This window comes from Curtobacterium flaccumfaciens (assembly GCF_018598405.1).
Lineage (GTDB): Bacteria > Actinomycetota > Actinomycetes > Actinomycetales > Microbacteriaceae > Curtobacterium > Curtobacterium aurantiacum.
Genome location: NZ_JAHEWS010000022.1, coordinates 23773 through 36467 on the forward strand (window position 1 = coordinate 23773; position 12695 = coordinate 36467).

At 68.1% G+C, this 12695-nt stretch carries 12 protein-coding genes; 7 read left to right on the plus strand and 5 right to left on the minus strand.

All coding sequences use genetic code 11. The features are described 5' to 3' along the window. Positions 1 to 220: 220 nt before the first annotated feature. Complete coding sequence (locus tag KK097_RS13535; RefSeq protein WP_214545168.1) at positions 221 to 1234, minus strand: LLM class flavin-dependent oxidoreductase; 1014 nt, start codon at positions 1232 to 1234, stop codon at positions 221 to 223. A 122-nt stretch (positions 1235 to 1356) separates the two neighbouring features. On the opposite strand from KK097_RS13535, the gene KK097_RS13540 reads away from it, so the two are divergent. Together KK097_RS13540 and KK097_RS13545 are read left to right on the plus strand one after the other, a co-directional pair. After that, positions 1357 to 3927, plus strand: a complete 2571-nt coding sequence (locus tag KK097_RS13540; protein ID WP_214545169.1) for a DEAD/DEAH box helicase — start codon at positions 1357 to 1359, stop codon at positions 3925 to 3927. A 99-nt stretch (positions 3928 to 4026) separates the two neighbouring features. Then, positions 4027 to 4278 (plus strand): DUF6458 family protein, encoded by a 252-nt coding sequence (locus KK097_RS13545; RefSeq protein WP_111232838.1) that lies wholly within the window; start codon positions 4027 to 4029, stop codon positions 4276 to 4278. 13 nt (positions 4279 to 4291) lie between these two features. On the opposite strand, the gene KK097_RS13550 is transcribed toward KK097_RS13545, so the two are convergent. Further along, positions 4292 to 4813 carry a ribonuclease H family protein gene (locus tag KK097_RS13550; RefSeq protein WP_214529897.1) on the minus strand — a complete coding sequence of 174 codons (522 nt, stop codon included), beginning with the start codon at positions 4811 to 4813 and terminating at the stop codon, positions 4292 to 4294. 63 nt (positions 4814 to 4876) lie between these two features. After that, positions 4877 to 5707: a LysM peptidoglycan-binding domain-containing protein gene (locus KK097_RS13555; protein WP_214545170.1), complete on the minus strand. Its 831-nt coding sequence runs from the start codon at positions 5705 to 5707 to the stop codon at positions 4877 to 4879. 107 nt (positions 5708 to 5814) lie between these two features. Between KK097_RS13555 and KK097_RS13560 the strand changes: the two genes are divergently transcribed. Beyond that, a complete protein-coding gene (locus KK097_RS13560) occupies positions 5815 to 6153 on the plus strand; it encodes a hypothetical protein (RefSeq protein WP_214529899.1) in 339 nt (112 codons plus the stop codon). 7 nt (positions 6154 to 6160) lie between these two features. Here KK097_RS13560 and KK097_RS13565 read toward each other — a convergent pair whose 3' ends face one another. Next, positions 6161 to 6979, minus strand: a complete 819-nt coding sequence (locus tag KK097_RS13565) for an aldo/keto reductase (RefSeq protein ID WP_214529900.1) — start codon at positions 6977 to 6979, stop codon at positions 6161 to 6163. Positions 6980 to 7173: 194 nt separating this feature from the next. Then, a complete protein-coding gene (locus KK097_RS13570; protein WP_214529901.1) occupies positions 7174 to 8379 on the minus strand; it encodes an MFS transporter in 1206 nt (401 codons plus the stop codon). A gap of 321 nt (positions 8380 to 8700) precedes the next feature. Here KK097_RS13570 and nrdH point away from each other — a divergent pair, with 321 nt between their 5' ends. The 4 genes from nrdH to nrdF all read left to right on the plus strand — a co-directional run bounded on the left by nrdH (position 8701) and on the right by nrdF (position 12692). Further along, on the plus strand, positions 8701 to 8934 hold the full coding sequence (nrdH, locus tag KK097_RS13575) for a glutaredoxin-like protein NrdH (protein ID WP_017886897.1): 234 nt from the start codon (positions 8701 to 8703) through the stop codon (positions 8932 to 8934). 110 nt (positions 8935 to 9044) lie between these two features. After that, positions 9045 to 9461, plus strand: a complete 417-nt coding sequence (gene nrdI, locus KK097_RS13580; RefSeq protein ID WP_071263051.1) for a class Ib ribonucleoside-diphosphate reductase assembly flavoprotein NrdI — start codon at positions 9045 to 9047, stop codon at positions 9459 to 9461. A gap of 17 nt (positions 9462 to 9478) precedes the next feature. After that, on the plus strand, positions 9479 to 11584 hold the full coding sequence (gene nrdE, locus KK097_RS13585; RefSeq protein WP_214545171.1) for a class 1b ribonucleoside-diphosphate reductase subunit alpha: 2106 nt from the start codon (positions 9479 to 9481) through the stop codon (positions 11582 to 11584). 106 nt (positions 11585 to 11690) lie between these two features. After that, positions 11691 to 12692, plus strand: a complete 1002-nt coding sequence (gene nrdF, locus KK097_RS13590) for a class 1b ribonucleoside-diphosphate reductase subunit beta (protein ID WP_250893074.1) — start codon at positions 11691 to 11693, stop codon at positions 12690 to 12692. Positions 12693 to 12695 lie beyond the last annotated feature (3 nt).

The window sequence follows — 12695 nt, forward strand, 5'->3', positions numbered from 1 at the left end:
CGCAAAAACGAGTGACAGTTGGTCAACTTCTTCCGTCCCGAGTGCGCGGATCGGTGTGACAAACCGGTCGGTAGGTGGAACGATGGGTGCACCATCTCGTGCGGATCAGGGACGAGATGGTCATCCGGCAGGGCTCTCGGGCCTCACCAACTCGATCAGAGCCCCGCCGGATGCCCTCTACTCTCGGTGGCGGCTCGGCCGTGCAGCCCGCTCGCAGCGATCAGGCCCGCAGTGCCGGGGCGATCTCCTCGGCCACGATGCGCAGGATCCGCTCGTGTGCCGCACGGTCGCCGTTCGCCGGCAGGGTGATGACGAGCTCGTCCGTGGCGGTGACCGCCGGGTCGGCGAGCAGCGCGTCGACGATGGCGGCCGGTTCGCCGGACAGCACCTTGCTGAACCGGAACGGCGGCGTGCCCGAGAGCGGCCGGCCCTCGTCTTCCATGCCGGACGCGTAGCCGGTCAGGAACTCCTCGTGCACGGCTCGGTCGTGGTCGTCGAGCAGCGGCACCACGATCCGTCCGACGGCGACCTTGGACTCGCGCTGCGGGTGCAGCTCGGCGAACCGCTCGCGGTAGGCGGTGATCTGATCGGCCTGCGCCTCGGCGAACGGCGCGCCGGTGTCCTCGGTGTTCAGGGTCGAGCAGTGCAGCAGCAGTCCCTTCTCGGCGGTGCGGACCGCCGTGCCCATGCTCCCGCCACCCCACCACACCCGGTCGCGGAGGCCCGGGCTGAGCGGCTGCAGGGTCAGGTCGGCCCCGGCGGGGATGCTCTCGTAGCCCTTGCCGGCACTGCCGAGGGGCTCGCCCTGCAGGACCTCGAGCAGCCGTGCGGCGCGGGCCTCGGCCTCGTCGCGGAAGCTGCGGTCGACCGTGCCGAACACCGGGTCGAGGATCGGGCCGTACCCGGCGATGCCCGTGCTGATGCCGAGTTGCACCCGGCCGCCGCTGAGCAGGTCGACGGTGCTGGCGTCCTCGGCCAGGCGCACCGGGTCCTCGTAGCGCATGCCGAGCACGGCGGTGCCGAACGCGATGGTGCTGGTGCGCTGCGCGGCGGCCGCGAAGAACGTCATCGGGCTCGTCAGGTACGGCTCGAAGTGCCGACCGCGCACCCAACCCGTCCCGTAGCCGAGCGACTCGGCGGTCTCGAACAGGCGCAGCCCGTCCTCGAGGGCACCGGCGGCGCCCTCGGTGCCGCCGTGGTTCGGGACGAAGGAGAGGAAGCCGAGTTCGCGCATGCCGCGAGTCTATGCGCACGTATCGAAATGCGCCCGAGTCGGCGGCGGGGCGGACGGGAGGCACGTGGCGGCCTGGCACCGAGCCTCCAGTCCGTCATGGCCGCACCTGGGAGGATGGGCGCATGACCGACGTCACCACCGTGCCCCCGCTCGTCGCCGCGATCCCGGCGGCGGTGGACGGCGTCGTCGATCCCGACGAGGTCTACGAGGCCTTCGCGGCCTGGGCCGCCGAGGGCGGCCGGCCGCTGTACCCGGCGCAGGACGAAGCGGTCATCGAGCTCGTGTCCGGCGCGAACGTCGTGCTGAGCACGCCGACCGGCACCGGGAAGTCGCTCGTCGCGGCCGGAGCGCACTTCGCGGCGCTCGCCGAGGGCAAGCGGAGCTACTACACGGCACCGATCAAGGCGCTGGTGTCCGAGAAGTTCTTCCAGCTCGTCGAACTGTTCGGTGCGCAGAACGTCGGCATGGTCACCGGCGACTCGAGCGTCAACGCCGATGCGCCGATCGTCTGCTGCACTGCGGAGATCCTGGCGAACCTGGCCCTGCGGCAGGGACCGGACGTCGACGTCGACGTCGTCGTCATGGACGAGTTCCACTTCTACGGCGACCCCGACCGCGGCTGGGCATGGCAGGTGCCGCTGCTCGTGCTCGAGCGTGCGCAGTTCCTGCTGATGTCGGCGACCCTCGGCGACGTCACCACCATCGCCGACGACCTGTCCCGCCGGACCGGTCGGCCCACCGCCCGCGTGACCGGTGTCTCGCGGCCGGTGCCGCTCGAGTACCAGTACGTGATGACGCCGGTGCAGGAGACGGTGGAGCGGCTCCTCGAAGAGGGCAAGGCGCCCATCTACATCGTGCACTTCGCCCAGGCCGCCGCACTCGAACGGGCGCAGTCGCTGATGTCGGCGAAGGTCGCCTCGCGCGAACGCCGCGACCAGATCGCGGACGCCATCGCCGGCTTCCGGTTCAGCGCCGGGTTCGGACAGACCCTGTCGCGCCTGATCCGCGCGGGCATCGGCGTGCACCACGCCGGAATGCTGCCGAAGTACCGACGGCTCGTCGAGCAGCTCGCCCAGCGCGGACTGCTGCCCGTCATCTGCGGCACCGACACCCTCGGCGTCGGGATCAACGTGCCGATCCGGTCCGTGCTGTTCACCGGGCTCACCAAGTTCGACGGCACGAAGATGCGCCAGCTGTCGGCCCGCGAGTTCCACCAGATCGCCGGCCGCGCCGGACGTGCCGGGTACGACACCGAGGGCGACGTCGTCGCCGAGGCACCCGAGCACGACATCGAGAACGCCCGCGCCGTCGCCAAGGCCGGCGACGACCCGAAGAAGAAGAACAAGATCAAGCGGAAGAAGGCGCCCGAGGGCTTCGTGTCCTGGGGGCAGGCGTCGTTCGAGCGGCTGATCGCGGCCGAGCCCGAGCCGATGGTCTCCCGCATGCGGATCACGCACGCGATGGTGCTGTCCGTCGTCGCCCGTGGTGGGGACGCCTTCGCGGACGTCCGATCCCTGGTGTTCGACAACCACGAACCGCGCTCCCGGCAGCTCGCGATGGCCCGACGGGCGCTCGTCATCGCGCGCACCCTCATCAACGCGCACGTGATCGAGAAGGTCGACGGCACCTACCGTCTGACCGTCGACATCGCGCCGAACTTCGCGCTCAACCAGCCGCTGTCGCCGTTCGCGCTCGCCGCGTTCGAGTTGCTCGACCCTGCTTCTCCCACTTATGCGCTGGACATGGTCTCGGTCGTCGAGGCCACCCTCGACGACCCGCGGGCGATCCTGTCGCAGCAGCAGTTCAAGGAGCGCGGCGAGGCCGTCGCCCGCATGAAGCAGGAGGGGATCGAGTACGAGGAGCGGATGGAGCTGCTCGAGGAGGTCACCTGGCCTCGCCCGCTGTCCGAGCTGTTGGAGGCGGCGTACGAGGCCTACGCCGCCGAACAGCCGTGGGTGCTCGACTTCCAGCTGTCACCGAAGTCCGTCGTCCGCGACATGTACGAGCGGGCGATGACCTTCGGCGACTTCGTGCGCTTCTACCAGCTCACCCGCTCCGAGGGGCTCGTGCTGCGCTACCTGTCCGACGCGTACCGCACCATGCGGCAGACCATCGCGGAGGAACAGCGGACCCAGGAGCTCGACGACCTCATCGAGTGGCTGGGCGAGGTCGTCCGGCAGACCGACTCCTCACTCGTCGACGAGTGGGAGGCGTTGCTCAACGGCGACGTGCTGCTCGCGTCCGAGGAGCACGAGGAGATCGCGCCGCCGCAGCCCGCACGGCTCACCGGCAACCCGCGGGCGTTCCGCGTGCTCGTGCGCAACGCCCTGTTCCAGCGGGTGCTGCTCGCCGCGGCCGACGACATCGACGGGCTCGGGGATCTCGACGCGACCGCCGGCTTCGACCGGTCGGCGTGGGACAACGTGCTCGAGGAGTACTACGAGGAGCACGACAGCATCGGTACCGACGCCGACGCCCGCTCGATGCAGTACCTGGTGCTCGACGAGAGCGGGGCCACCGCATCACCCCGGGTGTGGAAGGCGCGGCAGATCTTCGCCGACCCCGAGGGCGACAAGGACTTCGGGTTCTCGGCGACGATCGACCTCGACGCCTCGGACGAGGTGGGCGAGGCCGTCGTGCGGCTCACCGAGATCGGGCGGTTCGACGGGTGGGCCGAGGTGGACGTCGACTGATCGGCGCGGGGCGTCGGCCGGGGGCCCGGGCCGCTCCGGCGCGGGGGTCGCCGGACGTGTACCGTCTCCGACACCACCCCCACCCGAGAGGACTGCGTCATGCGCATCGGATCCAGCATCGCCCTGATCGTCATCGGCGCGATCGTCGCCTTCGCGCTGAACATCCAGCTCGCCGGCATCGACCTCCGCCTGATCGGCTACATCCTGATGGCAGCCGGTGTCGTGCTGCTCATCATCAGCCTCGCCGTGGCCTTCGGCGGTCGCCGCACCACGACCACCACGCGCTCGGGCGTCGACCCGGCGTCGGGGGAGCAGATCACGCAGCAGGACCGGCGCGACGGGACGTACTGACCCGTCAGGACCGTCAGAAGAGGGTCGCGGGCGGGGTCGCCTCGGGCAGCGCCGAGGGCTCCGTGACCTCGACGCCCGGCCACCCTGGGCCGTGCGGCACGTCGGTGCCGTTCTGGTACGCGGTGGCAGCGCCCCGGGCACGCACGTCGGCGGCCTCGTTCATCTCGTGACCGACATGCCCGCGGACCCACTCGAACGTGACCTTGCGGCCCTGCAGTTCCGCGTCGAGCTCCTTGATGATCTCGACGTTCAGGACGGGCTTGCCGTCGGCCTTCCGCCAGCCCTTGCGCTTCCAGCCGGCGAGCCACTCGGTGCACGCCTTGATGGCGTACTGGCTGTCGCACAGGATGTGCAGCGGCTCGTCGGTGTCCTTCGTGGCGCGGAGCAGCTGCAGGACTGCGGTGAGCTCGCCGATGTTGTTCGTCGCCCGGGGCCAGCCGCCGGCTGCCCACCGGTCGTCGTCGACGTACCAGGCCCAGCCGGCGGGGCCGGGGTTGCCGAGGGCTGAGCCGTCTGCGGCGGCGACGATCGTCACGATGGGACCTCCTGGTGGTGCCGAGTGCTGGTCAACCGTAACGGACCCGACCGGCCGCTCGCCTCAGCGGCGAGCGGGCTCGATGTTCAGTGTGTTGCCCTCGAGCAGCCAGTCGTCGTCGAGGGGATCCAGGTACGGGTTCATCCACAGCAGCTGCGCCGGTGTGATGCCGAACCGTTCCGCGACCGTCGAGAGCTCGTCGCCGTGTGCGACCAGGTAGTTCGCCGGTCGGCCGTCGACGTCCGTGACGATGCCGTAGGCGCCCGGTCGGTCCTTGCCGACCGTGACGTGCAGGTCGGGGTAGGGGTTCGGGATCTTCCACGTGAGGTCGGCGGCGGCGAGCACCGACCCAGCCCACGGGCGCTCGGACGTGTCCTCGTCGGCCACCGTCGCCGGCACGAGGACGACACTGCGCAGGTAGTCGGGGCGTGGACCCGCCTGACCCATCGTGAACGAGGTCGGAGGAGCAACCGCGGCGTCCCACTCGACTGTTTCGCGCACCGAGCCGTCCTCGCCGTCGAGCGGCTTCGCGGGCCGGTGCCGGAACTCCAGACGCATGGGCTGCGGATTGGTCGTCCGGTACTCGGACAGCTGCGCGTCGAAGGTCCCGCGGTCGTTCGCCACGACGCGGACGTGGACGCTCGTGTCACCGCTCGGCGAGACGACGTCGGTCTCGGCCGCCACGGTGCCGGTGGGCAGCGCCTGCTCGGGCTCGGTCTCGACCGGATCGGTCGCGAGCGTCGGTTCCGGCACGGGTTCATCCGTGCGCTCGGCCGCCTGTCGGGTCGGCGTCGGGATCGCGTCGTCCCCGCCGAACGCCGTGCACCCGGCGAGCAGCAGCCCCACCAGCGCCGAGCCGATCGCCGCGGTCGTCGCGGTCCGTGTTCGTCCCATCGTTCCCCCTCGCGGTGATCGTAGCGGGGGCGAGGGGCCGGATCGAGCACCGTGACCGGACTGGGGCTCGGGCGGCAGGACTACCGTCCGGCGCAGGAGGAAACACCATGAGCGACAGCATCCCCAACGCCCCCGGCCCCGAGCCGTCCGACGACCGCGCACGCAACGACGCACTCCGCGACGCTGCCCACAGCGATGACGTCGACGGGGTCAGCGACCGCGAGCAGCGGGCAGCCGACACGTCGTACAGCCCGTCGAGCGAGCGCGAGATGGACGCGTCCCAGACGAAGCAGCGCGACGACGCCGACCTGCGTGAGGACGGCATCGACCCGTCCAAGGTCATCTCGGCGCCGGGGACGGGCGGCGCTGACGACGCCGGCGACGTCGAACCCGAACCGGGCGACCTGCACCTGCCGTGGCAGTCCGAGGAGGACCGCCGGGGCTAGCAACCGGCTACGACACCGAGTCCGGGTGGGAGCCCGTCCGCTGCCCGGACTCGAGCGTCGCGATCGCCGTGAGCTCGTCGTCGGTCAGCACGAAGCCGTCGACGTCGAGGTTCGACCGGATCCGCGACGGTGTGACTGACTTCGGCAGCACCACCACGCCCTGCTGCACGTTCCACCGCACGAGCACCTGCGCCACGCTCACCCCGTGCGCGTCCGCGATGCCCGTCAGCACCGGCTCGTCGATCAGGCGCCCACGGCCGAGCGGCGACCACGCCCCGGTCACGATGTCGTGCTGTTCGTGGAACGCGAGGAGTTCACGCTGCGGCAGCCACGGGTGGCGTTCGACCTGGTTGAGCGCCGGCACCTCGCCGGTCTCGTCGATGAGTCGCTGCAGGTGCGGCACCTGGAAGTTCGAGACGCCGATGCTCCGCGCCCGGCCCGACTCGCGGAGTTCGACCAGCGCGCGCCAGGTCTCGACGTAGCGGTCGTTCGCGGCGGCCGGCCAGTGGATCAGGTACAGGTCGACTGCGTCGAGCCCCAGCCGCTCGAGGCTGCCGTCGAACGCCCGCAGGGTCGCGTCGCGCCCCTGGTGGTCGTTCCACACCTTCGTCGTCACGAAGACGTCGTCACGGTCCAGGCCGGAGGCTCGGATCGCCGTGCCGACGCCGGTCTCGTTGCCGTACATCTCGGCCGTGTCGACGTGCCGGTAGCCGGCGTCGAGCGCGAGACCGACCGCCGTCTCCGCTTCGGCATCGTCGACCTTGTAGACGCCGAAGCCGATCGCGGGGATCGAGCGGCCGTCGCGGAGGGGGACTGAGGTGACCATGCACCCATCCTGCCGGTGCGTGGCGGGCGCGCGCCGGGCCTCCAGGCCATCTGTGGAGAACGCGACCCGTGCGCCGGGCGCACGTTCCTTCCCACACCGGCTGCGATGGAAAGTGGAAACGGGCGTACCTGGTCAGAACTTCCGACCAGGTACGCCCGATTCGACCAGGTGCGCCCGAAACCGCCCGCCGCCGCTCAGGTCGGCAGGGTCACCGGCTCGGTGTCGGGGATCGGGCTGGCGTCACGGCCGCGCAGGTCGGGCAGCCAGCTCCGCATCGCCAAGGGGAGCAGCACGCCCATCCCGGCCATCACGGCGCCCACGGTGAAGCCGCCGATCGGGCCGCTGCTGTCGATCAGGAAGCCGGCGATGGCCGAACCGCCCGCGGCACCGATCAGCTGGCCGGTGCCCATCCAGCCGTAGGCCTCGGCCGTGTCGGAGAACTTGACGGTGGCCGACACCGACCCGAACATGACCGCGAGGGCCGGCGCGATGCCCACACCCGCGATGACCAGGGCGAGGCAGAGCCACCAGAAGCCGGTGCCGCCGAGGGCCAGGGTCAGGCCGACGAAGACGACCGCCATGCGCGTCCACAGGGTGTTGCGCGAGATCGGGAGGTGCCCGAACGCCAGGCCGCCGACGAGCGAACCGACCGCGAACACCGCGAGGACGATGCCGGCGTTCGGGCTGCCCTCGCCGAAGACGCTCGTGACGCTCGCCTCGACCGCGGCGCACGCCCCGATGAGGAGCAGACCGGTCAGGGTGGCGACGACGACCGCCGGACGCTTCAGCACGACACCGAACGCGCGCTTCGAGCGGGGGATGCGGACGCGGCCGAGCTCCGGGGAGGCGATGAACCACGCGCCGCCGACGACCAGGAAGACCATCGCGACGACGATCGCCTCGACCGTGCCGATCTGGGTGGCGACGAAGGTGGTGATGACCGGGCCGGCGACCCAGATGAGCTCCTGCGCGCTGGCGTCGAGCGAGAACAGGGGTGTGAGCTGCGCCGACGTCACCATCTTCGGGTAGATGGTGCGCACCGCGGGCTGCACGGGCGGGACCGCCAGGCCACCGAGGAACCCGACCACCACGTAGCCCCAGAGCGGCATGACCACGAACGCGATCACCACCATGCTGATCAGCGCGACGATGCTCGTCAGGATGAGGACGGGGCGCATGCCCCAGCTGCCCATCCACCGGCTCGTCAGGGGGCCGGCCAGTGCCTGCCCGACACTCGTCGTCGCGAGCACCAGACCGGCGGCGCCGTACGAGTCGAACACGTGCTCGACGTGCAGGAGGTAGGCCAGCGACAGCATGCCGAACGGGAACCGCGCGGTGAGCTGTGCGGCGATGACACGACCCACGCCGGGGGTCTTCAGGAGGGGGCCGTACGTACTCACGAGACGAGTGTACGGACCGGACGGAACGGGGTGTCCCCCGTCTTGGGGAGGGGTCGGTTGCGACACGCCGAGCGAGCGAATTCCACAGTTGTGGAGGAGTGGGTCCACAGCGCGTGGAGAGTGTCGGTGGCACGTGTGAGAGTGGCGGAAAACCGGGCCTCGAGGAATGTCCACACTGTGGACGGGGTTGTGGAGAACTACAGGGGTGTAACACTTCCTCTAGTGGTCCAACCGTCCGCTGGGCACAACATGTAGTAGCGTCGTCCTCAGCACCGCACACGAACTTCGGGCCTCGAATCGGGCCCAGAAACCGGGGAGAACATGGCCGTCACCGTCTACACCAAGCCGTCCTGCGTCCAGTGCACCGCGACGTACCGGGCCCTCGACAACAAGGGCATCGAGTACGAAGTGCACGACGTCTCCACGGACGAAGCAGCGCTCGAGCACGTCAAGAGCCTGGGCTACATGCAGGCCCCCGTCGTCGTCACGGACGACGACCACTGGTCGGGCTTCCGCCCCGACAAGATCGCGACCCTCAGCGCCGAACTGGCGTAGTCGTCTCCCGTCCTGCGGACGGTCACCCCGGTCCCGTTCAGGAGGCCCGACGATCGCCCGCAGGACACCCCCGGTCCGCCTGTTCCGCACCTTCTCCACAGGAGCGCACCATGAGCCGATTGGTCTACTTCTCGAGCGTGTCCGGGTACACCGCACGCTTCGTCGAGAAGCTCGGCCGCGACGCGGACCGGATCCCCCTCTACCCGAGCGAACCGTTCCTGCACGTCGACGAGCCCTACGTCCTGGTCCTGCCCACCTACGGTGGCGGCAACGGCGAGGGTGCAGTCCCCAAGCAGGTCATCAAGTTCCTCAACGACGCCCACAACCGCTCGCTCATCCGCGGCGTGGTGGTGGGTGGCAACACGAACTTCGGCGAGGCGTACGGCCTCGCAGGGGACGTCGTCGCACGGAAGTGCAACGTCCCCCTTCTGTACAGGTTTGAACTCTTCGGGACCCCTGACGACGTGTCGGCGGTCAACTCAGGATTGGATGCATTTTGGACGCAGCAGTTGCAGACGTCGATCTGACGTCGCCGCAGACGGGGATGGACTACCACTCCCTCAACGCGATGCTCAACCTCTACGACGCGGACGGGAACATCCAGTTCGACAAGGATCGTGAGGCCGCCAAGCAGTTCTTCCTGCAGCACGTCAACCAGAACACCGTCTTCTTCCACAACCTGAAGGAGCGGCTCGACTACCTGGTCGAGAACGAGTACTACGAAAAAGCCACGATCGACATGTACTCGCTGGACTTCATCCAGCGACTCAACGACCTGGCGTACTCGAAGAAGTTCCGGTTCCAGACGTTCCTCGGCGCGTTCAAGTACTACACGAGCTACACGCTCAAGACGTTCGACGGCAAGCGCTACCTGGAGCGCTTCGAGGACCGCGTCGTCATGACCGCTCTCGGCCTGGCCCAGGGCAACGAGCAGCTCGCCATCGACCTGGTCGAAGAGATCGTCGCCGGCCGCTTCCAGCCCGCGACCCCCACGTTCCTCAACACGGCGAAGGCACAGCGCGGCGAGCTCGTCTCCTGCTTCCTGCTCCGCATCGAGGACAACATGGAGTCGATCTCGCGCGGCATCAACTCGTCGCTGCAGCTCTCGAAGCGCGGCGGCGGCGTGGCCCTGCTCCTCTCCAACATCCGTGAGTCCGGCGCACCGATCAAGCAGATCGAGAACCAGTCCTCGGGCATCATCCCCGTGATGAAGCTGCTGGAAGACTCCTTCTCCTACGCGAACCAGCTCGGTGCGCGTCAGGGTGCCGGTGCGGTCTACCTCAGCGCCCACCACCCGGACATCATGAAGTTCCTCGACACCAAGCGCGAGAACGCCGACGAGAAGATCCGCATCAAGACGCTGTCCCTCGGCGTCGTCGTGCCGGACATCACGTTCGAGCTCGCGAAGAATAACGAGGACATGTACCTGTTCTCGCCGTACGACGTCGAGAAGGTCTACGGCGTCCCCTTCGGCGACGTCCCGATCTCCGAGAACTACCGCGCGATGGTCGACGACTCGCGCATCAAGAAGACGAAGATCAAGGCGCGTGACTTCTTCACGACCATCGCCGAGATCCAGTTCGAGTCGGGCTACCCGTACATCGTGTTCGAGGACACGGTGAACAAGGCCAACCCGATCAAGGGTCGGATCAACATGTCCAACCTGTGCTCGGAGATCCTGCAGGTCAACACCCCGACGACCTTCAACGAGGACCTGTCCTACAAGGAGATCGGCAAGGACATCTCCTGCAACCTCGGCTCGCTGAACATCGCGCTGACGATGGACTCGCCCGACTTCGGCAAGACCATCGAGACCGCCATCCGCGGCCTGACCTCGGTCTCGCAGATGTCGCACATCACCTCGGTGCGTTCCGTCGAGGACGGCAACGACAAGTCGCACGCCATCGGCCTCGGCCAGATGAACCTGCACGGCTACCTTGCTCGTGAGCGCGTCTACTACGGCTCCGAAGAGGGCATCGACTTCACGAACATCTACTTCTACACGGTGCTGTTCCACGCCCTTCGTGCGTCGAACAAGATCGCGATCGAGACCGGGGAGACCTTCGACGGCTTCCGCGACTCGAAGTACGCGTCGGGTGAGTTCTTCGACAAGTACACCGACCAGACGTGGACCCCCGCGACCGCTCGTGTTGCCTCGCTGTTCGACAACGCGAACATCACGATCCCGACGCAGGACGACTGGAAGGCGCTGAAGGCGTCCGTCCAGGAGCACGGCATCTACAACCAGAACCTGCAGGCCGTCCCGCCGACCGGTTCGATCTCGTACATCAACCACTCGACGTCGTCGATCCACCCGATTGCGTCGAAGATCGAGATCCGCAAGGAAGGCAAGCTCGGCCGCGTCTACTACCCGGCGCCGTTCATGACGAACGACAACCTGGACTACTACCAGGACGCGTACGAGATCGGTGCCGAGAAGATCATCGACACGTACGCCGCGGCGACGCAGCACGTGGACCAGGGCCTGTCCCTGACGCTGTTCTTCAAGGACACCGCCACCACGCGTGACATCAACAAGGCGCAGATCTACGCATGGCGCAAGGGCATCAAGACGATCTACTACATCCGTCTCCGCCAGCTCGCGCTGGAGGGCACCGAGGTCGAGGGCTGCGTCAGCTGCATGCTGTGACCTCCGGTCGCTGACGCGACCATCCCCGGGCTGGAGGCGCGGTGCCACCCCGCACCGCGCCTCCCGTCCGCTTCTTCGTTCCCATCCACGATCTCCGGAAGACGCAATGACTCTCACCGACCCGGTCCACGCCACGGGCAAGGCCATCCCGCTGATCCGTTCGGTCAGCGCCATCAACTGGAACCGCATCCAGGACGACAAGGACGTCGAGGTCTGGAACCGGCTGGTCAACAACTTCTGGCTCCCCGAGAAGGTGCCGCTGTCGAACGACGTGCAGTCGTGGAACACGCTGACGCCGGAGGAACAGCAGCTCACCATGCGGGTCTTCACCGGCCTGACGCTGCTCGACACCATCCAGGGCACCGTCGGCGCGATCAGCCTCATCCCCGACGCGATCACCCCGCACGAAGAAGCCGTCTACACGAACATCGCGTTCATGGAGTCGGTGCACGCGAAGAGCTACTCGTCGATCTTCTCGACGCTGGCCTCGACGCCCGAGATCGACGACGCCTTCCGCTGGTCCACCGAGAACGTGAACCTGCAGAAGAAGGCCCAGATCGTCCTCGACTACTACACCGGTGACGACCCCCTGAAGCGCAAGGTCGCCTCGACGCTGCTCGAGTCCTTCCTGTTCTACTCCGGCTTCTACCTGCCGATGTACTGGTCCTCGCGTGCCAAGCTCACCAACACCGCTGACCTGATCCGCCTGATCATCCGTGACGAAGCCGTCCACGGGTACTACATCGGGTACAAGTTCCAGAAGGGCCTCGAGGGCGCTTCGGAAGAGCGCAAGCAGGAGATCAAGGACTACACGTTCAACCTGCTGTTCGAGCTCTACGAGAACGAGGTGCAGTACACGCAGGACCTCTACGACGGTGTCGGCCTGACCGAGGACGTCAAGAAGTTCCTGCACTACAACGCCAACAAGGCGCTGATGAACCTGGGCTACGAGCCGATGTTCCCCAAGGAGACGACGGACGTGAACCCGGCGATCCTGTCGGCGCTGTCGCCGAATGCGGACGAGAACCACGACTTCTTCTCGGGGTCGGGGTCGTCGTACGTCATCGGCAAGGCGGAGAAGACCGAGGATGAGGACTGGGACTTCTGATCC

Bases quoted from the DNA above. Each gene is read 5' to 3' on its own strand.
- KK097_RS13535 (WP_214545168.1), bottom strand. From the start codon at position 1,234: ATGCGCGAACTCGGCTTCCTCTCCTTCGTCCCGAACCACGGCGGCACC.
- KK097_RS13540 (WP_214545169.1), top strand. From the start codon at position 1,357: ATGACCGACGTCACCACCGTGCCCCCGCTCGTCGCCGCGATCCCGGCG.
- KK097_RS13545 (WP_111232838.1), top strand. From the start codon at position 4,027: ATGCGCATCGGATCCAGCATCGCCCTGATCGTCATCGGCGCGATCGTC.
- KK097_RS13555 (WP_214545170.1), bottom strand. From the start codon at position 5,707: ATGGGACGAACACGGACCGCGACGACCGCGGCGATCGGCTCGGCGCTG.
- KK097_RS13560 (WP_214529899.1), top strand. From the start codon at position 5,815: ATGAGCGACAGCATCCCCAACGCCCCCGGCCCCGAGCCGTCCGACGAC.
- KK097_RS13565 (WP_214529900.1), bottom strand. From the start codon at position 6,979: ATGGTCACCTCAGTCCCCCTCCGCGACGGCCGCTCGATCCCCGCGATC.
- nrdH (WP_017886897.1), top strand. From the start codon at position 8,701: ATGGCCGTCACCGTCTACACCAAGCCGTCCTGCGTCCAGTGCACCGCG.
- nrdI (WP_071263051.1), top strand. From the start codon at position 9,045: ATGAGCCGATTGGTCTACTTCTCGAGCGTGTCCGGGTACACCGCACGC.
- nrdE (WP_214545171.1), top strand. From the start codon at position 9,479: ATGGACTACCACTCCCTCAACGCGATGCTCAACCTCTACGACGCGGAC.
- nrdF (WP_250893074.1), top strand. From the start codon at position 11,691: ATGACTCTCACCGACCCGGTCCACGCCACGGGCAAGGCCATCCCGCTG.